Genomic DNA, 24,175 nt, shown 5'->3' on the forward strand with positions numbered 1-24,175 from the left:
GTCAAATCAACGCCCGTGGCATGCGCCGCGGTTTCCTCCCTCGAGGCTTGTGCGACACCTGCCCTCAGGTCAGCATCGACTCGATGCGCCGCCGCATGCGCGGGCAGGTATCCCACAACCCTAAACAGAAGCGGCCACCGAGCCTATCGGCAAGACCCGACCGCACGCATCCGCCCAGATGCTTTGCTAGGTCAGCTCTCTCAGGGCGCCATGTGGCGGTACCTGTCAGGTACCGACCCATGATAGACGGTCGCCGATGTGGATTTCGCTACCGGGAGGCGGGAGTAATAGCGCAGTCTGCGGATAACCGAGACCAAGGCTATTGCCGCCGTGCAGAAATTCAGATCGGGATCATAGCCTCTAGTAAGCGCGCGCGTCCTGTGAGCATCGTGGTGGCAAAATGCCAGCATCGCCCGTTACCGAAGCTGTGCAGAATTCCGTCCGCACAGAAGAATGGACAAATAGTAAATATCTACATGGGGGGATGCGTTGAAATCTGATGACTTAGCCCAACAAGCGCTGACGCAGCTAGGTTTCAGCGTACAAAAACTGCCTGAATCCGCGGAATGCGGCAAGAAGATGCCGGACTTTCTCGTTAGGCGTGGTGTCGCAAGCGCTTTGGTGGAAGCCAAGCTCAAGGTCGACGATTCTGAAAAGGCCAGCATGCGGGAGAGAGCCTTGGATTCCGGCGAAGTCTACGTCTCCGAACACGTACTCGGTCGAGACGAGACCCTCTCGGGCATTGTACGAAATGGCGCGAATCAGTTGAAGGCCGACGCCGGAGTCGACGCTGAATTCAAGGTCCTTTTCGTCCTGATGGATTGCATCAATGCTTATGTTGTAAGTGAGCAGCTTGTCGATACGCTCTACGGTAGAACGAGCGTCTTCGAATACGGCAAACCACCTCAACTCAAGCATTGCTACTTCTACAGGAACAGCGATTTCTATAGAAGACAGGAGACCGATGCCGCAATCGTCGGACTTGTGCAACCGTACGACGTCATAAAGATACTGAGGATCTGCCTAAATCCTTTTTCGCCACGCTATCTGAAGCTCAAGACATCCGAGTTCCTGGTGCCATTTAACAAAGCGGTGTTGGACCCAATCGAAGAAGAAGAAGCCGGTCGGGCTTATATCCCCGACGCTAAGGTTGAACGAAAGGAACAGGAGTTTACGCAGGCTTTTCCGCTCTACGATCCAGTTCTTCACCATCTGGCCGAAAAATACAAAACAGCGCCGCTTGTACGTGCCGACTTCAACGCGTCGGAGTTTGCCATTAGGTCACGGTAACTTCGTCGGATGCTGCTTCAACCCGCCAAGCAGTCTTTGCAACCGACCGCTCTTGGCCGACCGCCCACAGCCATGAACGTCAGCTTCCTAATCATCCGCCTTGAATGCCAGCTGTCCTACGGCGAGTTCGGGGGAACTGCCGGCGGCGGACGACTCATCAGCGACATTCGCCTGGCTGGATTCGTCACCCAAGAGCCGACCATCGCGCGGAAACCAGCGAACTTGGCTCATGCAGACTCATTGCTTTGGCGCGCGCTTGTACGCCAGTCGCCAACGATCATTCCCAGACGGGCCTAGCCGAGGCCGGAGAGATACCACCGAACGACGCCAGCGCCATGCGTTGTTGGAGCCAACGCGAACCGTGGTACACAACGAGATATGACATACATGCAGGATCGACGCGCGCATGGAGGCAGTAGATTGCAGCTTCGTGAAGCAGCATGTCATTAATGGCGTCGAGAGGCACCCAACCGTCGCGACGTGCATTGACTTTTGAATACCAGCGACCTGCATATTCCTCGTCGCTTTCGAGACCATGGAGAACTGCGCTCCAAAGGCTGATAATCGCCTCCCATGGGTAGATCTGCGCCGCTTCGCCCACTTCTCGAACTCTGCGATCGAACTCACGCCTGACCAGAAGTCCGGGATCAGTGCCGGACTTAAGATGTCGCCACGCCACCGCGAGCAGCGGCCCTATCGACGGTGAATCCGAGACATCGGCGAGACGGCGCTCCAACTCTCGTTCAGATTTGTGGCTGCCATCAAGTATTCGCGAGGGCGCAGTCCTGACAAAATGAAGCAGCGCGTCGAGCCTCATTCCGGGCTCCGGGAGAATGACTGTACGGTAGCCGCGCCTTTCGGCACACTTTGCCATGTCATGGCACATCCGAGAGTGCGCGGATGTGTCAGCAGGACGATCTAGTTGGTGCATCAAGCTGACGACTAGGAGATTGGAAGAGCGTCCATTTCCTCCACCACTAAAAATCCGGCGCAGAAGAGTGTTCGGTTGCAGTTTATCTGCCAAGGCGCCGAGCGCTCCTACATAGCAGGTCAAGGCGAAGTCGGCGTCCTCCTGTCTGTAAACCGTCGACAGCCTTCTCTCCACGAGGCCGTCGAGGGTCGTCGCGTAGACCTTCATGGAAGTGGCTCTTAGCCAGCGAATAATTGCTTCGAACAACACGCCTTCTGAAGTTGCGGGAATCACGAAGCACGAACGAGCCTGCACTTCCGAGGTGAGCGCAGCCTGCAGGCTCCGGGTTGCCTGTTCACACGCTGCATCCTCCAACTCAGCCCGGAGCTTGCCGAAATAGTGCCAATAGATCTCGGGCTCTAACATACTCAGTCAGTTCTCTACTGATCCTGAAAGCTATCGCCGCTTTTTGAGCGACTGGAGCGTATTCCGAATGCCAGCCGCCACTTCAGCGAACGCTGATGCTCTGCTCCTCCATTTCGTAATCGGACGTGCGTCAGTAGGAAGTGCGGCAAGCTTGCTGAATGGCGTACCGTGCCAATCGACTGGTTTGAGAATAATCGGCACGACGATCGCCTCGTTTGCTTCATGCCGTTCCAACGCGCGCTTGAGCTCGATGTCGTAGCAGTAGTCGGAATGCAAGAAGTCCTCGCTAATGAGTAGGAGGATCAGATCGGCCGAATTGAGATTGGCGTCAATCGCACCCTTCCATTCCGCTCCAGCGGTGATCTTTCGATCGTTCCAGATGTCGACGAGGCCCTGCCGCCGAAGAGCGGAAAGATGCTTCTCGAGCTGAACACGGAAATCTTCATCCTCGTGTGCATAGGAAATGAAGACCTGGAATGACTCGTCCGCCGCGGGAGATGTCGGCGTTGAGACAGGCGTGATGACTGCGTTCATGAACTCAGTGAGCACATCGGATCGATTGATCTGCGCGAATAGCCGCGCTGGGCGATCGATCGTCCAGCCGAATTCCAATAGGTAGTCGGTAAATGCCGATTCGGCAGCAACTTGTGAGGCACAGTCGAACATTAACTTCGCGCCATCCGGCCAGTGAGGATCAGGGCGGTCATACAGGCGCCGCGGCTCCGTGATATCTTCGTCAGTGACGTAACAGGAGACCACTATGTGGTGCCGGCCCTTTATGGAGGCGGCCAAGGCATCCACGGCCGCTTCCGTTCCCCGGTTTGGCATACCATCGGACAGCAGAAACAGAACACTAGTCTCATGGAAGGCGTCACTCCTGAGTTCGGCGTCGAACCTGTCTCTGACCATTTCCAGCGCTTCTCGCATGGGCGTGCTGCCCAGCATATCAACGGCGAGATTGGTAAGGTGGGCCTCGTATCGCCCCCAGTTGTCGGCAACCTCAACAATCGAGACAAGCGATGTGTTCATTCCCGGTAGGTCAAAGAGATCGCGAACGGTTGGCCCTTGACGCCCGAGTAGCACGGAGAGGGGATTGCCAAAGCCGAAACCGTATGCAAACAGCCGAACTAGCGATCCACCCTCGTGGGGCGGCCTACGCGAAAGCTCCCTTCCGCGTTCCGCCAGCTTCCTGAGCGAGTCACGAAAAGCCTCCAAGCGGTTGAGACTTGGACCAGAAGGGTTCTGGATCGCGCTCGTCATCGAGCCGGATACGTCGATCGCCAAGCCAACAAGCATCGGGGGAGCGGAAGGGGCGCGTTCGCTTCGCATTGATTTATGTCGTCAGGAGCAGGATATCAATTGCGGGGGCGCCTACAGGTTGCTGATATGCAGGCGTGCTCTCAGGATAAGGTCTCCCTGAAATTCGAGCAACAACAGGTGCCGGTGGCGAGCGACCGTTGATGGCCGGATGCTTCCAGACGCGCTTGCTGCAATCAGCCGCCCTTCAAAACTTACGGAGCCGCGTGCGTGGCAGAGCCGCGCCGTGCCATCCGGCCGCCACCGACAGCCACCTGGCACGCGAACGAGGGCCCGGACTCGGCCAGGAACGGCCGCCGGTGAAAGCCAGCTACAGAGGCAGCCGATCAGGTGCGACCGCGGCACCAACTCGGCCAGCCGCTTCATGAACTCCAGCAGGTTCATCATCAGATGCGTCGTGCCTTCGAGCAAAGTCGTATTGAACTTCAGCTCCACCTGGCCGGCGGCGTCGAGCTATCCCCCCGTTAGTTCGACAGCGCCGGCCGGGTGCTGTAGCGGCACAACTGCCCCAGCCGCTTGCCGTCGTTCGCCTCGACCCGCACTGCTGCGTGTAGGCTGAAGCCGTCGATGTCGGGAAAGGGGCCGGAGTCTTTAAGCGGGCAATGACCGCAATGCAGACCGCCTTACTGCCGGGCCCACGGCGGCTGTGTCGTCACAAGATGGCGAGCGACCTGCTGTTCTCTGAGAACTGCCGGGCAACGACGTATGCATCGTTTTCGAGCTTGGGGGAAATCTGCGAAGTCGAGAAAATCAACTGATAATCACATTCGAAGCGACTGCATTCTTCCACAATAATCTCTTGGAGGCGATAGGAGCGCTCAAGCTCCATCCCGCCGTCTTCAATGCCGTCGAGGATTAAGAGTCGAGGCAGTCGCATTTCTGGTATCCGTGTCGATGCGCTGAGCAGTGCGAGATGGAAAAGATGCCTCAGAACTACGGTTGAGCTCTCGGAAAATTGCGTTGAACCTTCCACGGAAACCATATTATCCGTGAAGCTGAATTGGATATTTCCTGCCCTGGAAAATTCCGCCTGTCTATTCAGGTCTTGTCGCAACAGTCTGCCGAGAGTTGATGCGACTTCTTCCTGCACCTTTTGTTTTCTAGTCTCTTGCGTGTAAAACAGTGACTCAATAGAAGAATCAAGCTCGTTAATGCGATTTCCAAGCTCTTCCCGCTTCGCCTGAAGCTGACGGATGGCCTCTGCAAGGCGCTGATTTTCATAGAGCCCCTTAATCTCTTGCTCAAGTCCGCCGATTTTCCTAGCGGTCTCCTCAATGGCCGTTTCGATATCGGACGACCATGTAGTGCTGGACTCTGCGTATCTCTTCTCAAGGGACTTTAGGCGTTGCCGTAGCGCAGGGACTGCGTTGTGAAGACGCTGCAACTCCGTTTCGCGCTCTGCGATTAGTGCGGTCGACTCAGATAGCTGAATGCGTAGCTCGTTTCGCATCCTCAAAACTTGCGCATCTGCGGCAACGGCATTGAGTGGACTCTTGCAAAGGCTGCAATTCGTGCTCTCCTTTTCGGGAGGCTGCACCTCTGAAAGGCAGCATGGGCAAAACGCAAATGCCAGCTTCCCAAAGTAATTTCTCGTGGTACTCGACTCGTCGAGTGTCCTTAATCGCAATTCAAGTTCTTCGACGAACTTCTTTGAGTCAGTGATATCGACCTCACCTCGTGAAATCTGGTCTTGCGCCTCGCTAAGCGCCTTCTTGGCGGCATCAAGTTGAGCGCGCAAGTTGATATCGCCAACGGCTTTCTTTATATCTGCGGAGACGGTACGCTCCTTGCGCAGACGCGCAAGCTCGGCGTTGGAGATGTCTCGCTCGCGCTCCAAGTTCAAAATCTCCTGCCCGATGAGCTCGAAGCCGGTATTTTGCTCGGATTTGGCAAGCACTCTGAAGATGCTCTTTAATTCGGCATCAAGCGATTGCATCTGCTTTTCAAGCTCCCGCTTTTCGAGCTGAGCTACGTACAGCTTGTCATCGTAGACGCCGGTCAGATACGAACCAACGGTCTCGCGATTAAGTGCACTATCAAATGCATCAGTTCGGAAGATTGGGCTGTGCAGGGACGGTTGGTCCGCATAAAGCACCCGGAGAAGCTGATGCAGTGTGATGTTCGACGCGCCGTCACCTTGGGCTTCAGACAAGTCCATAGCTAGCAGAAGAGCTTGTGTAAAGCTCAGTTTTGTGCTGCTGCGACGAAAGCCAAAAATTTCCCAAGAGGTAATCGGGGCTTTATCCGCCTCTTCAAATGAGCCCCAGTAGATATACAGCGGGTTAAGTGGCCTATTATTAACCGCGCGACGCACGGTGACTAATTTTCCGTTGAGGGCGACCTCTGCCGTCGACCAATCACAGAGAAGCGCTTCTTGCTTCCACGGAATGTATTCTGCTCCTAGCGTGTAGGCGATAAAGTCAAGAATTGTCGTTTTACCGCTACTGTTGTGCCCGTGAATAATGTTTACGCCATTGTGAAACGTCGAGTTAAACACTACTCGATTGTCTTTATGGATGCACAGGCGACGCAGCGCTAGTGTAGGCTTAAGCAACGTCATAACGGTGTTCCATGAGGCCGGTCCGGTGTTTAAGCCCGTCAGTGCCAAGTAAATCAAGCTGGCCTAATTTATTCACCAGATAATCTACAAGTGTTTTGTTGCCAACAAGTGCGCCCGCCAGCGGTGCTTTAAGTTCGTCGGGAATCGCAAGGTCGGTGCGACGAACTAGACCGGACTCGAACTCATTCGACGTAATAAGCTGGGACGCCGCAAGCGTTTTAAACGCCGCAATCTGGATGTGCTCCATATCCCGGAACGCCTGATGCATGCTCACCGGTCCGTGATAATGGTTTGCTGAGGACTGAGCCAGGCGTCGCGCCTCTGAGTGTTCGCGCGGCAGCCGAATGCGCTGTATTTCCGCTGGAAAGCACAAGAAGAAATCGAGAATGCGCAGTTTCGCAACCTCGATTACCTTTATGTGATTGGTAATGAGCAGCGACCGAAAAACGCAGTGGTATGCGTCATAAGCCGGGTGATAGACTAGCATTTGTCCCACCTCACATGACAATTGCCACCGAGATAAAACAGTAAGCCCAGAATGTCTGCTGGAGAAAGCATAAGATCATTATCGCCCAGCATGTCTGCTGCAGGTTTAATGACCTTCTCGTTAATCAGTGCATCGACTTCTTCTCGGCTTTTCCCTGCTTCAATGGCTGGCGTGACGTTCAGCAAGAATGCTGAATAAAGCTGGCCGAGGATAATCGTCAGAATATCCTGTGCTATGCCGGAAGTCTGCCACTTCATAATAATCTTAGTGGCTGCTTCCTTTAGCTTGGATGCTGCGCGGATTAAGTCTTGGCGGTCTGCCGCGGTGAGTTTGACATCTAAGCCTCGCACGTCTCCATCGGTATCAACAGAGCAGTAATGCTGAAGCTGTTCCGAAATTTGAGCGATGTAAGGTTGCCCCTCGCTAGCAGCGCGGAACTTCTCGTATAGCTTCGCCAATGGCGACGGAGAGGCGTAGACGTTGGTTACCGTCTTCGTCTGATTGCCACCAACAATATCGCCATCAGCTTTGTTGCCTGACTGCGAAGTGAACATCGTTCTACTTCGCGTTCTTCTTCACACTGTCGCCGCCAATGATGTCTCCACCTGCCTTGTTGTTCTTTTGCGATGTAATGCGAACTGACGACTTCGAAGATTTACGGCGGTCAATGGTGAACTTAAATGCAATGCCCGCTGCGATTATTGCCGCAATAATCGGCGCGGCCCATTTTCCGATGGCTACCCAGTCCATTTGACCTCCCCGTCAGCGCCCCTACAAGTGGGCGCGTAAGAATGTAAGCGTTGGAGGATACGAGAAGTCTTGCGCCGTTGCTAGTGGGCGCCGCCCGTATCCCAAAGTCCTCCGTCCGTTTGGGCTGCGCAGGCGTCCAGCCGGCGTAGCGACTGAGCCCCAGGCGCAGGCGCGGTCTTACCTGCTGGGGGAGCCAAACGCGCAAATGCGTAGACCGCGACCGAGGCCGGAGGCTAGTCTCGAACGGCGAGGGGCAGCTTAGGGTCGAGTCGAGTCTGCCGGCCTGATACGGACCGGCCATTCGCCCCGGGCAGGCAAGCTGGCAGCTCAGGTGACCGCTGTCCATCGCGTCGCTGTCATCGACGGCATCGCCAGCCGTCTGGCTGACGGGCAGCTTGGTGGCGGTCAGCGTGACTTCGCCGGAACCGAACCATTGACTGCTGACGCTGCGAAGCAGCCCCCCCACCTCAGCCGACCACCTCCCCCTCACCTCCCGTACAACACCTCCGGCAACCACAACCCAATCCCCGGGAACAGGTACAGCAGCACGATGGCCACCACCTGGATGCCCATGAAGGGCAGCATGCCGGCGAAGATCTGGTTCAGGGTGACGTGGGGCGGGCTGACGCCCTTCAGGTAGAAGGCGGCCATGGCCACCGGGGGGCTGAGGAAGGCGGTCTGCAGGTTCAGCGCCACCAGCAGGCCGAAGAACAGCGGGTCGACGCCGAAGTTGTCCAGCAGCGGGATGAAGATGGGCATGAAGATCACGATGATCTCGGTCCACTCCAGCGGCCAGCCCAGCAGGAAGATGATCACCTGACTCAGCACCAGGAACTGGGTCTTGGTCAGGTTCATCGACATCACCCACTGCTCCACCAGCTCCTGCCCGCCCAGCAGCGCAAACGCGGCCGAGAAGATGGCCGAGCCGACGAAGAGCCAGCACACCATGGCGCTGGTCTTGGCGGTCAGGAACACCGATTCCTTCAGCACGCCGAAGGTGAACTGCCGGTAGGCCACGGCCAGCAGGAAGCCGCCGAAAGCGCCCACCGCGGCAGCCTCGGTGGGGGTGGCCAGGCCGAAGACGATGGAGCCCAGCACGGCCAGGATCAGCACCAGCAGCGGGAAGAAGCTGCTGAGCAGCATCTTGAACACCTCCAGCCGTTGGAAGCTGAGCAGTGCGTACAGCGCCACCAGTGCCACAGCGCCCACGCCGGTGCCGATCCAGAAGCCCTGGGTGGCGGGGGTGCGTGCGCGTGGCGCATCGGCTGCGGCCGCGCCGGCCGGGGTGGTCAGCGTGCCGCCGCTGGCGCTGGGGGGTTCACGCACGCCGCTGGTGGCGCCAGGGGGCTCGGCCAGGCCGCCGGGTGCGGCGCCCGGGGGTTCCTGCAGACCACCGCCGGCCGATCCGGGCGGCTCCTGCAGGCCACCACCCGCGGCGCCAGGGGGCTCCTGCAGGCCGCCGCTGCTGCCAGGGGGTTCTTGCAGTCCACCAGCGGCCGCCGGCTCGCGCAGGCTGGATGACGCGCCGGGCGGCTCGGCCACGCCGCCGCTCTGAACCACGGCTGGCGCATTGGCATCCACGCTGGCGCTGGTGTTCAGGTGCCAGGCCAGGCCGGTGGCCGCCGCAAACACCAGCGCGGGCAGCAGCGCCACCAGCAGCTCGCGCAGCAGCAGGCCGATGGGCACGTTGGCATTGCGCGGGCCGGCCAGCGCGCGCAGCAGCGACGGCAGCGCCAGCGGGCTGAAGGCGCGGGCCAGGTCTTCGCTCAGCGGGGGCAGCGGCACCAGGCGCTCGGCGGCGCTCAACGGCGGCATCAGCGCGGGCTTCAACTTGGCCAGGATCACCACGTAGACGATGTACAGGCCGGCCAGCATCAGGCCGGGGAAGAAGGCGCCGGCATACAGCTGCACCACCGACACCCCCGCGGTGGCGCCGTAGACGATCAGCATCACCGACGGCGGGATCAGGATGCCCAGGCAGCCGCCGGCGGTGATGGCGCCGGCCGACACGCGCACGTCGTAGCCGCCGCGCAGCATCTGCGGCAGCGCCAGCAGGCCCATCAGCGTGACCACCGCGCCGACGATGCCGGTGGCGGTGGCAAACACCGCGCAGGTGAACAGCGTGGCCACGGCCAGCGAGCCGGGCAGGCGCGCCAGCGCCAGGTGCAGGCTGCGGAACAGGCGCTCGATCAGGTTGGCCCGCTCCACCAGGTAGCCCATGAAGACGAACAGCGGGATCGAGATGAGCACGTCGTTGCCCATCACCGCAAAGGCGCGCTGCACCATCAGGTCCAGCGTCTGCGTCACCGCGCCGCCCACCGTCTGTCCGCCCGAGTGGTAGGCGAAGAAGGCGAACAGCATGCCCATGCCCATCAGCGTGAACGCGGTGGGAAAGCCCAGCATGATGGCCACCACCACCAGCGCCAGCATCAGCAATCCGTAGTGGCCGTTGGTGAGCTGATCGGTGCTCAGCACCATCGCCGCCGTGCCGGCCAGGATCAGCCCCATCAGCGTGAAGCCGAACCACAGTTCCTTGCGCAGTGTCATCGGGCCTGCTCCTGCGCGGCGGGGGCGGTGCCGGTGACAAAGCGGTCCAGCGCCTCGATGTCCTCGTCCTTCACGTGCACCATCTGCTTGAGCTTGTCGACGTCCACCTCTTCCACGTCCTGCTCACGCGATGGCCACTCGCCGGTCTTCAGGCAGGCCACGCAGCGCACGATCTCCACCACGCCCTGCAGCAGCAGCATCGCGCCGGCCAGCGGGATGATGAACTTGAACGGGTACAGCGGCAGCGGCGTGGCCGAAAAGGTCTTCTCGCGGATGGCCAGCGATTCATTCGCGTAGGTCCAGCCGGCCCAGGTGAGCGCCACGATGCCGGGCAGGAAGAACACCAGGTACAGCAGCAGGTCGATGCTGGCCTGGGTGCGCGGCTGGAAGAAGCCGTAGAGCACGTCGCCCCGCACATGGCCGGCCTTGGCCAGGGTGTAGGCGCCGGCCATCATGAACAGCGTGCCGTACAGCATGATCTGGCCGTTCAGCGCCCAGTCGTGCGGGTTGTTCAGCACGTAGCGGCTGAACACCTCATACGAGATGCCCAGCGTCAGCAGCACGATGGACCAGGCGAAGAACTGGCCGATCCAGGTGGACAGCCGGTCAACAGCAAGCAGCAGCTTCTGCATGGCGAGCGCGGCCAGCGGCCGGGTGAAATGCACACACAAAAAAGCCGCGGGCGGCACGCGCCACCCGCGGACCACAGCCAGCGCAGGCGCTCAGCGGCGGCCGAAGTAGTGGTTGTAGGCCATCTTGAAGTCGACCATGTAGTCGTTCTGCCAGGGGATCACGCGTTGGGCGTAGGCCTTCTGGCTGTCGAGCACCTTCTTGAAGATCGGGTTCTCGCCGGACTTCTTGGCAATCACCTTGTCCCAGGCCTCCAGCTGGGCGCGCAGGATGGCGTCGGGCGTCTTGTAGAAGTTGACGCCAGCCTTCTTCAGCTCGGCGTAGTCCTTCGAGTTGCGCTCGATGGCCTTCCAGCTCATGTCGGCGCTGGCGGCTTCCACGGCCACGTCGATGGCCTTTTTCAGCTCGGCCGGCAGGCCGTTGTACTTCGGGCCGTTGAACAGGATTTCGAACTGCTCGCCGCTTTGGTGGAAGCTCTGCAGCATGCAGTTCTTGGCCACGTCGGCAAAGCCCAGCACGCGGTCGGAGCTGGCGTTGTTGAACTCGGCCGCGTCGATCAGGCCGCGGTCCAGCGCCGGCACGATCTCGCCACCGGGCAGCGGGTTCACCGCCGCGCCCAGCTCGGTGAACACGTCCACCGCCAGGCCCACGGTGCGGTACTTCAGGCCCTTCAAGTCTTCCACCTTGGCGATGGGCTTCTTGAACCAGCCCAGCGGCTGGGTGGGCATGGGGCCGTAGACAAAGGACTTCACGTCCATGTTCAGGCTCTTGTAGATCTCCTGCAGCAGCGCCTCGCCGCCGCCGTAGTAGTGCCAGGCCAGCACCATGTTCGGGTCCATGCCAAAGGCCGGGCCCGATCCCCACAGCGCCAGCGCCGAGTTCTTGCCGTAGTGGTAGGCCAGCACGCCGTGGCCGCCGTCCAGCGTGCCCTTGGCCACCGCTTCCAGCAGCTGGAAGGCCGGCACCACCGCGCCGGCGGGCAGCACCTCGATCTTCAGCCGGTTGCCAGCGATGTCATTGACCTTCTTGGCAAAGTCGTTGGCGTACTCGTGGAAGATGTCCTTGGCCGGCCAGGTGCTCTGAAAGCGCAGGGTCACTGTCTGCGCGCGCGAGATGGCGGGCGCCGCCAGCGCCCCGGCACCCGCGGTGGCCGCGGCGGCAGTCTTCAGGAAACGGCGGCGCTTGGCCGGGGTGGGGTTCGATTCCATGCTGTCTCCAGGGGGTTGGACGGCACTGCGATGTGCCGTGGTTTGCGACATCAAGCACCTGATGTTCTGGGAAGCCGCAAATCAGACTCAACTCGTAGATACCCCGGAGGGAACGGGGGACCGACCCGTAGACGCGCGCGACACATTGACGCAGCCGCCGGCCAGCCGATCAGGGCTCGACCGGCTCCAGCAGCAGCGCCTGAATGCCCTCTTCCGGGCGGTAACCCCACGCCAGGATCTGGCCAGCGTCGTTGATGTCGTAGGCATCGTAGAGCTGCCACAGGCCTTGCTGTTCGGGCACGATCAGGTCGTCCAGCCAGCGCATCTGGCCGTTCTCCCACAGGAAGGGGCCGTAGCGGCCGTTCAGGCCGCGCTGGCCGACGATCTGGCCGCGGTTGTTGATGCCGTGGGCGCCACTGGAGCCCGATGGTGAAGGGTCCAGGTCGATGCTCTGGCCGTTGCGCCACAGCATGGCGTGTTGAAGCGCTTGGCGCGGCCCGGCGCCGCCCACCACGTCGCCGGCATCGTTCAGGTCCTCGGCCTGGCCGAACAGCCCGCGGCCCAGCCGGTGCACGCGCCCGTGGTGCCACATCACCGGCAGAACGGCGTCGCTGGCCAGGCGCGACAGGCCCACCGCCACGCCGCGCTGGTTCAGCGCCCTCGGGTAGCTGCTCACGGCCTGACGCAGGTGCGGCAACACCTGCGCCACGCCCTGGTGGTAGAGCACGGCCGTGCTGCTGTCGAACGCGGGGTCGATCCACACGGCCAGCACGTCGCCGTGGCTGTTGATCGCCTGGGCCGCGCCGCCGAGGCCTTCGGGCACAGGCAGCAGTTGCATGGCCCCGTGCTGGTCAACGAAGGGCAGGTCGCGGCCGTCCAGCCGGATCTGACCCACCACCACGCCGTGGTCGTTCAGGCCCCGGGCTTCGCTGAATTCATCGGCCAGGCCGGCGTGGCGCGCCAAGTCGATGCGGCGGCCAGCCTTGTACAGCACTGCACGCCACTCGTCGCCTCGGGCGAGCCACAGCGCCGCCACGTCGCCCCGCTCGTTCAGAGCACGGCCGATGCTGCCGCCGTGCGGGTTGTGTGGCCCCGGCAGGCTGATTCGGTAGCTGGTGGCTTGGGCCAGCCCGGCGAGCAGCAGGGCGCCGCAGGCGGCGAGCAGGCGGAGGGTGGGACGCATGGAGGACTCCCTGAAAAGCGGCGAACAGCATGCGGGCACCCGGCCGCCGCTGCCATCCCCACGATCGCGGTCGATTGTTAACATGCCTTGAACCCGCCCCGCCATGCCTGCCACCGCCACCGCCGCCGACCACGCCGCCTTTGATCACTGGGCGGCGCCGATCGAGTTCCGCCTGTTCGCCGATTCGGCGGGACCGACGCTGACGGTCTCGGAGCAGATTGCCGCCAAGGTGGGCGACCGCATCGTCAGCGGCCGCCTGGCGCCGGGGGTGCGGCTGGGCGAGCAGGAACTGGCCGACGAATTTGCCACCAGCCGCGGGCCGGTGCGCGAGGCCATCCGCATCCTCGAGCGCGAGGGCTTGGCGGTGGTGCTGCCGCGCCGCGGCGCGGTGGTCACCAGCCTGTCGGCCGATGAGCTGCGCGAGCTGTTCGAGGTGCGCGCCGGGCTCTACGAGATCGTCGTGCGCAAGCTGGCCGAGCAGCGCCCGCCCGAGCTGCTGGCGGTGATGCGCGCCGGCGTGGCACGGCTGGCGGCGCTGGTCGACGACCCGGCCGGCGGCGACGCCTACGCCGAGACCGTGCACCGGCTGATGCTGGTCAGCGCGCGCTTTGCCGGCAATGAGCGGCTGCGGCGCCTGCTCACCGCGCTGTCGCTGCAGAGCCTGCGCTACAGCAAGCTGGGCCTGGCCTCGGCGGTGCGACGGCGCGAGTCGGTGCGGCTGTGGCAGCAGGCCACGCAGGCGCTGGCGCGCGGCGACGCTGAAGGCGTGATGCGCCTGGCGCGCGAGCGCGCCCAGGCCTCGGCCGAAGAGGCCACGCGCGTGATCGGCGACGCCGCCGTCCGCGGCTGATCAGCCGAAGCGCTCGCGCAGCGGCGCCTTCATCACCTTGCCCGCGCCATTGCGTGGCAGCGCGCTGACGAAGACCAGCCGCCGCGGCTTCTTGTAGCCGGCGATGCGCTCGGCGCAAAAGGCCTGCAGCGCGGCGGCGTCGGCCTGCGCGCCGTCGCGCAGCACCACCGCGGCGGCCACCACCTCGCCCCATTCGGCATCGGGCAGGCCCAGCACGGCCGACTCCAGCACCGCGGGGTGGGCGGCCAGCGCGTCTTCCACCTCGCGGGCGTAGACATTGAAGCCACCGCTGATGATCATGTCCTTGTTGCGGCCGACGATGTGCAGGAAGCCGTGGCGGTCGAAGCGGCCCAGGTCGCCACTGTGGAACCAGCCGTCGCGCACCAGCTCGGCCATCAGCTCGGGGCGGCGCCACAGCTGCACCGCGGCGGCGCCCTCATGGGCCAGCGTGACCTCGCCCACCTCGCCTGGGGGCACCGGGCGGCCCTGCGGGTCGCGCAGCACGATGCGCACGTTGGCGCTGGGCCGGCCGCAGGAGCCGATGGGCTCGTCGGCGCCGTCCTCGCTGTCGCCCAGGTGCTCGTGCGGGTACAGCACGGTCAGCGGCTGCACCGCCTCGGTCATGCCGTACTGCTGGCGCAGGATGGGGCCGAAGATGCGCAGCGCGCGGCGGATCAGCGCCACCGGCGTGGGCGCGGTGCCGTAGTGGATGCGCACCAGCGAGGACCAGTCGGCGCGCAGGCCCTGCTCGATCGCCTCGACCAGCCGGCTCATCATCGTGGGCACCAGCATCAGGTGGGTGATGCGGTGCTGCTCCACCGCGGCCAACAGCGAGCGCGGGTCGAAGCGGTCGAGGATGACATTGCGCGCGCCGCGCAGGAAACAGGGGAACAGGTACACGCCGGCGGCGTGGGTGAGTGGGCCCACGTGCAGCATCGCGTCGTCCACCGACAGGCCGTACTCCATGGCCATGAAGTGGTTGGTCAGCCGGGCCTGCAGGCGCTCCTGGGTGTAGGCCACGCCCTTGGGCTGGCCGGTGGTGCCGCTGGTGTAGGCGATGCGCACCAGGTGCTGCGGGCCGATCTCGATGGCCGGCGCCTGCTCGGGCGCGGCGGCGCAGGCGGCACGAAAGTCCAGCACGCCCGGGGCCGCCACATCCAGCCCCAGCACCAGGCGCAAGGCGGGCAGACGCTGGCCGGCGGCGGCCGTCAGCGCGCCGGCCAGCTCGGCGAACTGCGGTCCCAGCAGCACTGCGCTGGCCTGCGCGTCGGCCAGGATGTCCAGGTGCTCGGCCAGCGTGTGGCGGGCGTTCAGGGCCACACAGGTGAGGGCCGCCTTCTCGGCGCCGAACAGGCTGTCCAGGCTGTCGGGCGAGTTTTCCAGCAGCACGGCGAAGCGCTCGCCGGGCTGCAGGCCCAGCGCGATCAGTGCCTGCGCAAAGCGGTTGCTGCGCGCCTCCACCTCGCGGTGGCTGTAGCAGCGCTCGCCAAAAACCAGGGAGGGCCGCTCGCCGTGCTGGGCCGCCGCCCAGCTGATCAGGCGGCCGGCGATCATCCGATCACCACCACGTCCTGGCCTTCGTTGACCAGCTCGCCCTCCTGCACCAGCAGCTGCAGCACGGTGCCGGCGTGTGGGGCGGTGACGGGGATCTCCATCTTCATGCTCTCGAGGATGACCAGGGTCTGGTCGGCGCTGACGGTGTCGCCCTCGCGCACCTCCACCTTCCAGACGGTGCCGGTGACATCGGCGGGCAGGCGGGTCTGGGGCATGGCGGGCTCCTGGAAAGCAAGCTGAAAGTCCAAGCATCCTAGGTGACATTACGATTGTTGACAATCCAGGGGGTGGGTGCTTCAATCCTTGTCGCCACCCCGAGGAGACCGCATGCACCGTCGCACCGCCACCGCCTGGATCGCCGGGCTGGGCCTGTCCGGCCTGACCGCGCCAGCCCAGGCCAGCTGGAACCCCAGCGAGCGCATCAACTACATCATCGGCGTGGCACCCGGCGGCACGGTGGACCTGTACGCCCGCGGCATCAAGGACACCCTCGACAGCCTCAAGCTGACCCACGGCCAATCCGTGCTGGTCGAGAACAAGGTGGGCGCAGGCGGCGCGATTGCGATGCAGTTCCTCAAGGGCCAGGCCGGCAACGCCCACTACCTGGGCACCTTCCACACCGGCGCGATTGCCGGCGCGGTCAGCGGGCTGATCAAGGCCGACCCGCGCGACTTCCTGCCGGTGGCGATGCTGGTCGAGGAGACCTCGTTGGTGGCGGTGCGCGCCGACTCGCCGCTGAAGGACGGCCTGGACCTGGTGGCCGCGCTGAAGGCCGAGCCCGCCAAGCTGCGCATCGCCGTGGCACCGGCCCTGGGCCAGAACACCCACCTGGCGCTGGCCAAGCCGCTGAGCGTGGCCGGCGTGGCCATCGGCCAGCTGACGATCGCGCCGTTCCGCTCCTCGGGCGAGTCGGTCACGGCGCTGATCGGCGGGCATGTGGACGTGGTCTCGGCCACCGCGCCGGTCATCCTGCCCCAGGTGCAGGCCGGCAAACTGCGCATCCTGGCCAGCGCCGCACCCGAGCCGGGCAACGGCGCGCTGGCGGGGGTCAAGACCTGGCGCCAGCTGGGCGTGGCGGCCGACTACGTCAGCTACAACGGCGTGACGCTGCCGCCCGGCGTCAACGCCGATCAGATCCGCTTCTGGGAAGAGGCGCTGCGCCAGGTGGCGCACGACAAGGCCTGGATCGCGATGGTCGAGAAGTCGGGCAACAAGCCGATCTTCCGCGGCTATGTCGACTCGCACCGCTACCTGCAGTCCGAGTGGACCGCCACCACCGAGCTGGTGCGCCAGCTCAACCTGGGAGCGGGCAAGTGAGCATCGACAGCGCCTTCGAGCCCGGCGGCGAGTGGGCCGACGAGCTGAGCGAGCTGCAGGCCCGCCGCCGCAGCGCGTTGGCCATGGGCGGGCCCGAGGCCTTGGCCAGGTTCAAGGCCACCGGCCGGATGAACGCGCGTGAGCGCATCGCCGCGCTGGTCGACGAAGGCAGCTTCCATGAGCTGGGCACGCTGGCCGGCAAGGGCCACTACCACGCCGATGGCCGCTACGACCGCACCGACCCCACCAACGCCATCGTTGGCACCGCGCGCATCGACGGCCGCAAGCTGGCCTTGCACGTGGACGACTTCACCATCAAGGCCGGCAGCTCCGAGGGCACGATCGCCGACAAGTGGATCTACATCGAGCGCCTGGCGCACCAGCTGCGCATGCCGCTGGTGCGGCTGGTGGATTCGGCCGGCGGCAGCGTCAAGCTGCTGATGCAGATCGGCGGCACCAAGATCCCCGAATACACCACCTGGCCCGCGCAGGACCTGCTGAACACCGTGCCGGTGGTGGGCGTGGCGCTGGGCGCCTGCGTGGGCCAGGGCGCGGTGAAGGTGCTCTCCTCGCACTTCTCGGTGCTGGTGCGCGAGCAGGCGCAGGTGATGGCCGCCGGCCCGCACGTGGTGCGCCAGGCCTATGGCGTGGAGGTGGACAAGAACGAGCTGGGCGGCTGGAAGGCCCACCGCAAGAGCGGCCTGGTCCACAACGAGGCGGTGGACGAAGCCGACGCGCTGGCCCAGGTGCGCCGCTTCCTGTCCTACCTGCCGCGCAGCGTGCACGAGCTGGCGCCGGTGCTGCCCTGCGACGACGACCCCGGCCGCGCCGATGACTGGCTGAAGGACGCCATCCCGCACGACCGCCGCAAGATCTACGACCCGCGCAAGATCCTGGACGCGGTGTTCGACCGCGGCAGCCTGTTCGAGATCGGCCGCTGGCAGGGGGGCTCGGTGATCACGATGCTGGGCCGCCTCCAGGGCATCCCGGTGGGCGTGATCGCCAACGACCCCAAGGTGGCCGGCGGCGCGATGACGCTGCAGGCCGCCACCAAGATGGAGCGCCACACCCGGCTGTGCAGCCTGTTCGGCCTGCCGGTGGTCAACCTGGTCGACCAGCCCGGCAACGCCACCGGCCTAGAGGCCGAGCTGGCCGGTACGCTGCTGGGCGCCACGCGCCTGGGCGAGGCGCTGGCCGAGTGCCGCTCGCCCTGGGTGTCGATCCTGGTGCGGCGCTGCTTCGGCATGGCCGGCGCGCTGCACGGGCCCAAGGGCGGCGACCGGCTGAACCACCGCTTCGCCTGGCCGTCGGCGCGCTGGGGCTCGATCCCGATTGAAGGCGGCGTGATGGCCGCCCACAAGGCCGAGATCGAGGCCGCCCCCGACCCCGCCGCCCAGCGCGCCGCGCTGGAAGCGCACTACCTGGCGATGACGTCACCCTTCCGAACCGCCGAGAAGTTCGGCGTGCTGGAGATCATTGACCCTCGCGAGACCCGGCGCGTGCTGTGCGACTGGGTGGAAGACGCCTGGTACGTGGTGCAGGGCGACCGCGGGCGCTGAGCCCGCGGCTCAGCGCGGCGCGGCCGTGCGCGCCAGCATCGGCGTGACCACCGGCACTGTCAGCATGGTGCTGGCCACCGCCATCAGCAGCAGCGCGGTGAAGGTCTCGGCGGTGATGACCTGCTTGTCCAGCAGGATGTTGGCGAAGATGATCATGATCAGCGCCTTGGTCTGCAGCAGCCAGCCAATCAGGCTGGCCTCGCCCGGCGGCCAGCCCAGCACCCGGCCGGCCAGGCGCAACCCGGCCAGCTTGCCGATCAGCTGCGCCACCAGCAGCAGCGCGGCGGCGCCGAACACCGCCACGCCGCCGCTGTCCCAATGCGTGCGCAGGCCGGTCGACAGGAAGAACACCGGCATCAGCACCAGCAGCACATGGTGGCGCAGCAGGTCCATCTTGTCCTGGTCGAACCAGTGTGCGTCCAGCACCGCGCCGGCCAGGAAGGCGCCCACCATGAAGTGCAGGCCTGCCCAGTCCGCCACAAAGCCGCTCAGCGCCAGCCACACCAGCGCCAGGTACCAACGGTCGCGCTCGGGCACGGCCTGCATCAGGCGCCGCATGGCCCAGGCGCACAGCACAAAGATCCCCAGGAAGGCCGCCTGGCGGCCCACCCGCTGCCAATCCATCAGGATCAGCGCCAGCACGCCCCAGATCGCGATGTCGTCCAGGCTGGCATAGCGCAGGATGCGCTGGCCCAGCGGCTGGCGCAGGATGGCCAGTTTTTCCATGAACAGGATCAGGATGGGCAGCGCGGTGACCGCGCAGGCCATGCCGATGCCCAGCACGAATTGCCAGGGCTGGGCCTGGGCGCCCATCCAGCCGGCCTGGTTCAGCAGCACCAGCGCGGCGCCGCTGCCCAGCAGCAGCGGCATGCCCAATGCCAGGCCGGCGGTGATGCCGCTCTCGCGGCGGTGCTGCCAGGCGGCGCGCAGGTCCAGCTCGATGCCGGCGATGAAGACGAACAGCATCACCGCCCACCAGGCCAGGCCATTGAGCGACTGGATCACCGTCGGCGTGAAGACAAACTGGTAGTACGCCGGCACGGCGGCGCCCAGCACGCCGGGGCCCAGCAGGATGCCCCCGACGATCTGCACCACCACCAGCGGTGCCCAGTACTCGGTGCGGCCCAACCGCCACACCAGGTAGGGCAGGCCGAAGATGATCGTCATCGCGATCAGGAAGAGCTCAGAGGTGTTCATCGCAGGGGCGCACTGTGCCATGCCCGCCAGCGCCCGGCCTGCGGGAAGACGCGCGGGTCATAGCCAGCCGCGGCCCCAGTGCGCGCGCGCCGCCACCGCGGCGCTGGCCACGCCCAGCGCCAGCGCGATCAGCGGCAACACGGTGTCGGGCGGCTGGTCCAGCCAGGGCTGCCACCAGGGCAGTGTCCAGGCGGCCAGCGCGCCGCTGGCAAACGACACCGCCACCGCCGCGCCCAGCACCTGGGCGCTGCCGCGCCAGCGGCGCTGGCGCAGCTGCGCGCGAGCCCGGGCCAGCTCGGCCTCCAGGGCGGCCTGCCGATGCTGCAGCTCGGCCACGGACAGGGGCTGACGGGCCTGGGCCAGGCTCGCCTGCACCCTCGCCAGCAGAGCGCCGGGCACGGGGGGCGGCAGCGCGTGGCGCTGCAGGGCGGTATCGAGCCAGTCGGGGGTGGGATCGGTCATCGCGGTCTCCTTCACAGCCACAGCGCGGGGTCGTCCAGGCCTTGATCGGCCAGCGCCTGGCGCAGCCGCGCGCGGGCGCGGTGCAGGTGGGTTTTCACGGTGTTGTCGGGCAGGCCCAGCTGGGCGGCCACCTCGGCCACCGAGCGGTCCTCCCAGTAAAAGAGTTGCAGGCAGGCGCGCGGCGTCTCGGGCAGCGCGTCGATCAGCGTCTGCAGCGTGGCGCGGGCGTCGGCCGGCGCGGCTTCGGGCTGGGCCAGCGTGGCGGCCAGGGTCTCGCCGTCGGGCTCGTCCAGGGACAGCGCCTGCAGCGCCGGGCGGCCCAGCAGGCCCAGACAGTGGTGGCGGGTGATGCTGTAGAGCCAGGTGGACAGCGCGGCGCGCGCCGGGTCGTAGCTGTCCAGCGCGCGCCAGGCGCGCAGCAGGCTGTCCTGCACCGCGTCCTCGGCGTGGGCGCTGTCGCGCAGCAGCAGCCAGCACAGGCGGTACAGGCGCGGCGTGTAGCGCACCACCAGCAGATCGAAAGCGGCGGCGCGCTCGCCACGGCCCAGCGCGGCGACCAGGTCGGCATCGCGCGCGCGGGCGTCGGAGGTCATGGGGCCTGATAGTGCCGGCCGGGCGCCCCGGTTTCATCGCAGCGCAGAAAAAAATTGTGGTCTGGTTGAAACCGATCCGGCCCAGCCCGGCTATCAAGGGCATCACCTACTGCACGGAGCCGACTCCATGGACGCCGAAGCCCTTCTTCTCAAGCAGCTGCTGGGTCTGCTGATCCCCATTTGCGGCATCGTCGGCGGCGTGGCCGTGGCCCTGCTGTGGCTGGGCACCGAGCACAAGCGCCGCAGCCAGCTGCTGGAGCAGTCGCACCGCGAGCGCATGCTGGCCATCGAGCGTGGCCTGCCAGTGCCGCCCTTGCCGCAGGAGCTGTTCGACCCCGAGGACCGGGTCGACCCGCTGGATGTGCGCAGCCGCGCGCTGCGCCGCGGCCTGACCTTCGTGCTGGGCGGCCTGGCCGTCTCGGCGGCGCTGGCGATCAACCGCGACATCGACACCGCGGCCTGGGGCCTGATCCCGATCGCCATCGGCATCGCCAACCTGATCTTCGTGCGCCTGGGCCCGACGATGGCCAAGCCGGACTGATCAGCGCGCCAGCAGCTTGTCCACCCGCGCCTCGGCGCGGTTGCCCACCAGCAGCCGCTCCAGCACATTGGCCTGCTTGAGCAGCCGGGCGCCGTCGGCGCGGCAGTTCTGCGACAGCGTGCGCAGCGACTCGGCCGACGCGCGCTTGTGCGCCGCCTCGGCCTCCTCCAGCAGACGATCGGCCAGCGGCTCGCGCAGGCCCTGCTTGTAGGCGGTGCCGATGAAGGCAAAGCCCTGCTCGGTCAGGCGCTTCATCTCGGGCTTCAGGCCCGGCGTGCCGGCCCAGCTGCGGTCGCGCAGGGCCAGTACATCGGCCTTGAGCACCGCCACGCAGGCCGAGGCCTGCTGCCAGCGGGCCAGATCGGCGGGCGAGGGGTCGGACTGGGCCGCGGCGGCGCCGCACAGGCCGGCCAGCGCCAGCGCGACAAGGGGGTGGTTTCGCATCGGTCGGGGCTCAACGCGGCGTCGGCCCGGGCTGTTGACCGCGGCATTGTCGGGGCTGGCGCAGAATCCGCGCATGAGCCTGACCACCGACGCCGGCCCCGACGGCCGCCCGCGCTGCCGCTGGTGCCTGTCCACCGCCCAGTACCTGGCCTACCACGACCAGGAATGGGGATTTCCGGTGGCCGACGACCGGCGCCTCTTTGAGAAGCTCAGCCTGGAGGCCTTCCAGTCGGGCCTGAGCTGGCGCACCATCCTGGAAAAGCGCGAGAACTTCCGCGCCGCCTTCGATGGTTTCGACTTTGCCCGCATGGCCCGCTACACCGAACGCGACGTGGCCCGCCTGCTGGCCGACGCCGGCATCGTGCGCCACCGCGGCAAGATCGAGGCGGTGATCCACAACGCCGCGCGCGCGGTGGAGCTGGTGCAGGCTGAGGGCTCGCTGGCGGCCTTTCTGTGGCGCTTTGAGGAGCCGGCCGACGAGGATCCGCCAATGCGCGCCACCTCGCCGCAGTCGGTGGCGCTGGCGCGCGAGCTCAAGCGCCGCGGCTGGAAGTTCGTCGGCCCCACCACCGCCTATGCCTTCATGCAGTCGATGGGCCTGGTCAACGACCACGCTCCCGCCTGCACCATCCGCGCCGCGGTGACGGCGGCGCGCCAGCGTTTCAAGGTGCCCCAATGAGTCAGCCGATCCGCGCGCTGATCTTTGACGTCTTCGGCACCCTGGTGGACTGGCACGGCGGTGTGGTGCGCGAGGTGCGCGCCCACCTGGCGCCGCTGGGCATCGAGGTGGATGCCCCGGCCTTTGCGTTGGCGTGGCGCAACCAGTACCAGCCGGCGATGGACGAGGTGCGCCGCGGCCTGATCCCCTTCGGCAAGCTCGATGTCCTGCACCGCCGCAACCTGGATGTGGTGCTGCGCGAGCTGGGCCTGGATGCGCGGGTGGACGAGGCCACGCGCCAGTCGCTGAACCAGGCCTGGCACCGCCTGGACGCCTGGCCCGAGGTGCCGGCCGCGCTGGCCCGGCTGCGCCAGCGCTTTGTGCTGGCGCCCTGCTCCAACGGCCACATCGCGCTGATGGTGAACCTGGCGCGGCGCAACGGCCTGCGCTGGGACGCGGTGCTGGGCGCCGAGATCGCCCGCGACTACAAGCCCACGCCCGTCGTCTACCAGGCCGCCGCCGCCGCGCTGGACCTGCCACGCGAGCAGGTGATGATGGTGGCGGCCCACTCCTGGGACCTGGCCGCCGCCGCGCGGGCCGGTCTGCGCACCGCCTTCATCGCCCGGCCGAACGAGCACGGTCCCGGCGTGGGCGAGACCCGCGCCCAGGTGCCGGTGGACTACGAGGCCGCCGACCTGGCCGCGCTGGCCGACACGCTGGGCTGCTGAAGTCCCTGCACCGTCACCTCCATCGCCTGCGCCAGGGGCGTGACGGTGGCGGGCCGCGGCAGCGCGTCCACCAGCGCGTGCGGGCGTTCCCACAGGTAGGCCATCTCGGCGATCTCGCGCGCCATCGGCACCAGCGGCGCGGCCAGCCGGATCGGCCACCAGGCCATGCGCCGCTCGCGCCAGCCGCGCGCGGGCTGCAGGCCCTGGGCCTCGGCGGCGCTGCGCAGGCCCTGCAGCAGTTCGGCGCCGGTCAGCGTGTGGCCGGCAAACTGCCAGCGGGCGAAGGGGCGCGACTCGGCATGGGCGGCCACATCCACGAAGGCGCGCGCCAGGTCGGGCAGGAAGGCCCAGGCGTGGGGCACGCCCATCGGCCCGGGGTAGTCCAGCCGGCCGGCGCCCAGGTGCTTGGCGATGACCAGGTCGATCCAGCTGCCCGGGCCGCCGCCGAAGAAGTCGCCCGCACGCAGCACGCTGCTGCGCAGCCTGCCGGCCTGGGCGCGCTGGCGCAGCTCGGCTTCCAGCGCGATGCGCAGCGCGCCCTTGCGGGTGTTGGCCACCTCGGGCGTGTCCAGCGTCAGCTGCGCTGGCAGCTCGCGCCCGAAGTTGTAGACGTTGCCCGGCAGCAGCAAGCGCGCGCCCAGCGCCTCGGCCACGTCCATGCCCTGGCGCGCCAGCGGCAGCATCTGCTGCGGCCAGCGGGTGTAGGGCGGGTTGACCGCGTAGACCACCGTCTGCGCGCCCTGGGCGGCGGCGGCCAGGGCGGCGGTGTCGGCGAGCGGCACGTTCAGCGCACGGGCGCCCGCGGGCAGGTCGGGCTGCGGGCGGCGGGCCTGGGCCCAGACGCGCCAGCCGGCGGCGGCAAAGGCCTGCACGGCAGCCTGGCCCAGTCGGCCCTGGCTGCCCAGGACCAGCACGGAAGGAGCAGTGGTGTATTCCATGCCCGGCAGTCTGCGCGCGGGCGATC

General features: G+C 65.8%; 25 protein-coding genes. 7 read left to right on the forward strand and 18 right to left on the reverse strand.

Annotated features, from left to right (window positions below; genetic code table 11):
• Positions 1-489 precede the first annotated feature (489 nt).
• A complete protein-coding gene (locus KAK06_RS14770; RefSeq protein WP_210802896.1) occupies positions 490-1,290 on the forward strand; it encodes a hypothetical protein in 801 nt (266 codons plus the stop codon).
• A 277-nt stretch (positions 1,291-1,567) separates the two neighbouring features.
• On the opposite strand, the gene KAK06_RS14775 is transcribed toward KAK06_RS14770, so the two are convergent.
• The 11 genes from KAK06_RS14775 to KAK06_RS14825 all read right to left on the reverse strand — a co-directional run bounded on the left by KAK06_RS14775 (position 1,568) and on the right by KAK06_RS14825 (position 13,308).
• Positions 1,568-2,626 (reverse strand): hypothetical protein, encoded by a 1,059-nt coding sequence (locus KAK06_RS14775; protein WP_210802897.1) that lies wholly within the window; start codon positions 2,624-2,626, stop codon positions 1,568-1,570.
• A 30-nt stretch (positions 2,627-2,656) separates the two neighbouring features.
• Complete coding sequence (locus KAK06_RS14780) at positions 2,657-3,655, reverse strand: TIR domain-containing protein (RefSeq protein WP_210802898.1); 999 nt, start codon at positions 3,653-3,655, stop codon at positions 2,657-2,659.
• A gap of 342 nt (positions 3,656-3,997) precedes the next feature.
• Positions 3,998-4,378, reverse strand: coding sequence for a hypothetical protein (locus KAK06_RS14785; protein WP_210802899.1), 381 nt, complete (start codon positions 4,376-4,378; stop codon positions 3,998-4,000).
• Between the two features lie 217 nt (positions 4,379-4,595).
• Positions 4,596-6,503, reverse strand: a complete 1,908-nt coding sequence (locus KAK06_RS24210) for an ATP-binding protein (protein WP_247652891.1) — start codon at positions 6,501-6,503, stop codon at positions 4,596-4,598.
• Positions 6,490-6,990, reverse strand: coding sequence for an ABC-three component system middle component 5 (locus KAK06_RS14795; protein ID WP_210802900.1), 501 nt, complete (start codon positions 6,988-6,990; stop codon positions 6,490-6,492). The genes KAK06_RS24210 and KAK06_RS14795 overlap by 14 nt, the downstream gene beginning before the upstream one ends.
• Complete coding sequence (locus tag KAK06_RS14800) at positions 6,984-7,544, reverse strand: ABC-three component system protein (protein ID WP_210802901.1); 561 nt, start codon at positions 7,542-7,544, stop codon at positions 6,984-6,986. Before KAK06_RS14800 ends, KAK06_RS14795 begins: the two co-directional genes overlap by 7 nt.
• 4 nt (positions 7,545-7,548) lie before the next feature.
• Positions 7,549-7,740: a hypothetical protein gene (locus tag KAK06_RS14805; protein ID WP_210802902.1), complete on the reverse strand. Its 192-nt coding sequence runs from the start codon at positions 7,738-7,740 to the stop codon at positions 7,549-7,551.
• Positions 7,741-8,226: 486 nt separating this feature from the next.
• Positions 8,227-10,287: a TRAP transporter large permease gene (locus KAK06_RS14810; protein ID WP_210802903.1), complete on the reverse strand. Its 2,061-nt coding sequence runs from the start codon at positions 10,285-10,287 to the stop codon at positions 8,227-8,229.
• A complete protein-coding gene (locus tag KAK06_RS14815) occupies positions 10,284-10,919 on the reverse strand; it encodes a TRAP transporter small permease subunit (RefSeq protein ID WP_210802904.1) in 636 nt (211 codons plus the stop codon). Before KAK06_RS14815 ends, KAK06_RS14810 begins: the two co-directional genes overlap by 4 nt.
• A 90-nt stretch (positions 10,920-11,009) precedes the next feature.
• On the reverse strand, positions 11,010-12,125 hold the full coding sequence (locus KAK06_RS14820; protein WP_210802905.1) for a TRAP transporter substrate-binding protein: 1,116 nt from the start codon (positions 12,123-12,125) through the stop codon (positions 11,010-11,012).
• Between the two features lie 169 nt (positions 12,126-12,294).
• Positions 12,295-13,308, reverse strand: a complete 1,014-nt coding sequence (locus KAK06_RS14825) for a hypothetical protein (protein ID WP_210802906.1) — start codon at positions 13,306-13,308, stop codon at positions 12,295-12,297.
• 103 nt (positions 13,309-13,411) lie between these two features.
• Here KAK06_RS14825 and KAK06_RS14830 point away from each other — a divergent pair, with 103 nt between their 5' ends.
• Positions 13,412-14,158 (forward strand): GntR family transcriptional regulator, encoded by a 747-nt coding sequence (locus KAK06_RS14830; protein ID WP_210802907.1) that lies wholly within the window; start codon positions 13,412-13,414, stop codon positions 14,156-14,158.
• On the opposite strand, the gene KAK06_RS14835 is transcribed toward KAK06_RS14830, so the two are convergent.
• Both KAK06_RS14835 and KAK06_RS14840 read right to left on the reverse strand, forming a co-directional pair.
• The gene (locus KAK06_RS14835; protein ID WP_210802908.1) at positions 14,159-15,712 is read right to left on the reverse strand and encodes a class I adenylate-forming enzyme family protein; all 1,554 of its coding nucleotides are present in this window, start codon (positions 15,710-15,712) and stop codon (positions 14,159-14,161) included. It lies immediately after the preceding gene.
• Positions 15,709-15,927 carry a biotin/lipoyl-binding carrier protein gene (locus tag KAK06_RS14840; protein WP_210802909.1) on the reverse strand — a complete coding sequence of 73 codons (219 nt, stop codon included), beginning with the start codon at positions 15,925-15,927 and terminating at the stop codon, positions 15,709-15,711. Before KAK06_RS14840 ends, KAK06_RS14835 begins: the two co-directional genes overlap by 4 nt.
• A gap of 112 nt (positions 15,928-16,039) precedes the next feature.
• Here KAK06_RS14840 and KAK06_RS14845 point away from each other — a divergent pair, with 112 nt between their 5' ends.
• Positions 16,040-17,029, forward strand: a complete 990-nt coding sequence (locus KAK06_RS14845) for a Bug family tripartite tricarboxylate transporter substrate binding protein (protein ID WP_210802910.1) — start codon at positions 16,040-16,042, stop codon at positions 17,027-17,029.
• Entirely contained in the window at positions 17,026-18,588 is a 1,563-nt protein-coding gene (locus KAK06_RS14850) for an acyl-CoA carboxylase subunit beta (protein ID WP_310741097.1), read from the forward strand. Before KAK06_RS14845 ends, KAK06_RS14850 begins: the two co-directional genes overlap by 4 nt.
• Before the next feature lie 9 nt (positions 18,589-18,597).
• On the opposite strand, the gene KAK06_RS14855 is transcribed toward KAK06_RS14850, so the two are convergent.
• The 3 genes from KAK06_RS14855 to KAK06_RS14865 are packed head-to-tail and all read right to left on the reverse strand — an operon-like array spanning position 18,598 to position 20,840.
• Positions 18,598-19,785: a cation:proton antiporter gene (locus KAK06_RS14855; RefSeq protein ID WP_210802911.1), complete on the reverse strand. Its 1,188-nt coding sequence runs from the start codon at positions 19,783-19,785 to the stop codon at positions 18,598-18,600.
• Positions 19,786-19,842: 57 nt separating this feature from the next.
• The gene (locus KAK06_RS14860) at positions 19,843-20,247 is read right to left on the reverse strand and encodes a DUF1192 family protein (RefSeq protein ID WP_210802912.1); all 405 of its coding nucleotides are present in this window, start codon (positions 20,245-20,247) and stop codon (positions 19,843-19,845) included.
• A gap of 11 nt (positions 20,248-20,258) precedes the next feature.
• Positions 20,259-20,840, reverse strand: a complete 582-nt coding sequence (locus KAK06_RS14865) for an RNA polymerase sigma factor (protein WP_210802913.1) — start codon at positions 20,838-20,840, stop codon at positions 20,259-20,261.
• A 127-nt stretch (positions 20,841-20,967) separates the two neighbouring features.
• Here KAK06_RS14865 and KAK06_RS14870 point away from each other — a divergent pair, with 127 nt between their 5' ends.
• Positions 20,968-21,381 (forward strand): DUF6249 domain-containing protein, encoded by a 414-nt coding sequence (locus tag KAK06_RS14870; protein ID WP_210802914.1) that lies wholly within the window; start codon positions 20,968-20,970, stop codon positions 21,379-21,381.
• On the opposite strand, the gene KAK06_RS14875 is transcribed toward KAK06_RS14870, so the two are convergent.
• Positions 21,382-21,825, reverse strand: a complete 444-nt coding sequence (locus KAK06_RS14875) for a hypothetical protein (protein ID WP_210802915.1) — start codon at positions 21,823-21,825, stop codon at positions 21,382-21,384. It abuts the gene before it with no gap.
• 73 nt (positions 21,826-21,898) lie between these two features.
• Here KAK06_RS14875 and KAK06_RS14880 point away from each other — a divergent pair, with 73 nt between their 5' ends.
• Together KAK06_RS14880 and KAK06_RS14885 are read left to right on the forward strand one after the other, a co-directional pair.
• On the forward strand, positions 21,899-22,504 hold the full coding sequence (locus KAK06_RS14880; RefSeq protein ID WP_210802916.1) for a DNA-3-methyladenine glycosylase I: 606 nt from the start codon (positions 21,899-21,901) through the stop codon (positions 22,502-22,504).
• Positions 22,501-23,211 carry a haloacid dehalogenase type II gene (locus KAK06_RS14885; protein WP_210802917.1) on the forward strand — a complete coding sequence of 237 codons (711 nt, stop codon included), beginning with the start codon at positions 22,501-22,503 and terminating at the stop codon, positions 23,209-23,211. The genes KAK06_RS14880 and KAK06_RS14885 overlap by 4 nt, the downstream gene beginning before the upstream one ends.
• On the opposite strand, the gene KAK06_RS14890 is transcribed toward KAK06_RS14885, so the two are convergent.
• The gene (locus tag KAK06_RS14890; RefSeq protein WP_210802918.1) at positions 23,163-24,149 is read right to left on the reverse strand and encodes an NAD-dependent epimerase/dehydratase family protein; all 987 of its coding nucleotides are present in this window, start codon (positions 24,147-24,149) and stop codon (positions 23,163-23,165) included. The genes KAK06_RS14885 and KAK06_RS14890 overlap by 49 nt on opposite strands.
• Positions 24,150-24,175: the final 26 nt, after the last annotated feature.

The sequence above is a fragment of the Ideonella aquatica genome (genome assembly GCF_018069755.1).
GTDB lineage: Bacteria > Pseudomonadota > Gammaproteobacteria > Burkholderiales > Burkholderiaceae_C > Ideonella > Ideonella aquatica.

What these genes read in the sequence shown, in the direction of transcription:
- KAK06_RS14810 (WP_210802903.1), bottom strand. Translation starts at nt 10,287, where the DNA reads ATGACACTGCGCAAGGAACTGTGGTTCGGCTTCACGCTGATGGGGCTG.
- KAK06_RS14815 (WP_210802904.1), bottom strand. Translation starts at nt 10,919, where the DNA reads ATGCAGAAGCTGCTGCTTGCTGTTGACCGGCTGTCCACCTGGATCGGC.
- KAK06_RS14890 (WP_210802918.1), bottom strand. Translation starts at nt 24,149, where the DNA reads ATGGAATACACCACTGCTCCTTCCGTGCTGGTCCTGGGCAGCCAGGGC.
- KAK06_RS14795 (WP_210802900.1), bottom strand. Translation starts at nt 6,990, where the DNA reads ATGCTAGTCTATCACCCGGCTTATGACGCATACCACTGCGTTTTTCGG.
- KAK06_RS14820 (WP_210802905.1), bottom strand. Translation starts at nt 12,125, where the DNA reads ATGGAATCGAACCCCACCCCGGCCAAGCGCCGCCGTTTCCTGAAGACT.
- KAK06_RS14825 (WP_210802906.1), bottom strand. Translation starts at nt 13,308, where the DNA reads ATGCGTCCCACCCTCCGCCTGCTCGCCGCCTGCGGCGCCCTGCTGCTC.
- KAK06_RS14830 (WP_210802907.1), top strand. Translation starts at nt 13,412, where the DNA reads ATGCCTGCCACCGCCACCGCCGCCGACCACGCCGCCTTTGATCACTGG.
- KAK06_RS14805 (WP_210802902.1), bottom strand. Translation starts at nt 7,740, where the DNA reads ATGGACTGGGTAGCCATCGGAAAATGGGCCGCGCCGATTATTGCGGCA.
- KAK06_RS14875 (WP_210802915.1), bottom strand. Translation starts at nt 21,825, where the DNA reads ATGCGAAACCACCCCCTTGTCGCGCTGGCGCTGGCCGGCCTGTGCGGC.
- KAK06_RS14780 (WP_210802898.1), bottom strand. Translation starts at nt 3,655, where the DNA reads ATGAACACATCGCTTGTCTCGATTGTTGAGGTTGCCGACAACTGGGGG.
- KAK06_RS14870 (WP_210802914.1), top strand. Translation starts at nt 20,968, where the DNA reads ATGGACGCCGAAGCCCTTCTTCTCAAGCAGCTGCTGGGTCTGCTGATC.
- KAK06_RS14845 (WP_210802910.1), top strand. Translation starts at nt 16,040, where the DNA reads ATGCACCGTCGCACCGCCACCGCCTGGATCGCCGGGCTGGGCCTGTCC.
- KAK06_RS14835 (WP_210802908.1), bottom strand. Translation starts at nt 15,712, where the DNA reads ATGATCGCCGGCCGCCTGATCAGCTGGGCGGCGGCCCAGCACGGCGAG.
- KAK06_RS14865 (WP_210802913.1), bottom strand. Translation starts at nt 20,840, where the DNA reads ATGACCTCCGACGCCCGCGCGCGCGATGCCGACCTGGTCGCCGCGCTG.
- KAK06_RS14885 (WP_210802917.1), top strand. Translation starts at nt 22,501, where the DNA reads ATGAGTCAGCCGATCCGCGCGCTGATCTTTGACGTCTTCGGCACCCTG.
- KAK06_RS14855 (WP_210802911.1), bottom strand. Translation starts at nt 19,785, where the DNA reads ATGAACACCTCTGAGCTCTTCCTGATCGCGATGACGATCATCTTCGGC.
- KAK06_RS14840 (WP_210802909.1), bottom strand. Translation starts at nt 15,927, where the DNA reads ATGCCCCAGACCCGCCTGCCCGCCGATGTCACCGGCACCGTCTGGAAG.
- KAK06_RS14775 (WP_210802897.1), bottom strand. Translation starts at nt 2,626, where the DNA reads ATGTTAGAGCCCGAGATCTATTGGCACTATTTCGGCAAGCTCCGGGCT.
- KAK06_RS14860 (WP_210802912.1), bottom strand. Translation starts at nt 20,247, where the DNA reads ATGACCGATCCCACCCCCGACTGGCTCGATACCGCCCTGCAGCGCCAC.
- KAK06_RS24210 (WP_247652891.1), bottom strand. Translation starts at nt 6,503, where the DNA reads ATGACGTTGCTTAAGCCTACACTAGCGCTGCGTCGCCTGTGCATCCAT.
- KAK06_RS14800 (WP_210802901.1), bottom strand. Translation starts at nt 7,544, where the DNA reads ATGTTCACTTCGCAGTCAGGCAACAAAGCTGATGGCGATATTGTTGGT.
- KAK06_RS14880 (WP_210802916.1), top strand. Translation starts at nt 21,899, where the DNA reads ATGAGCCTGACCACCGACGCCGGCCCCGACGGCCGCCCGCGCTGCCGC.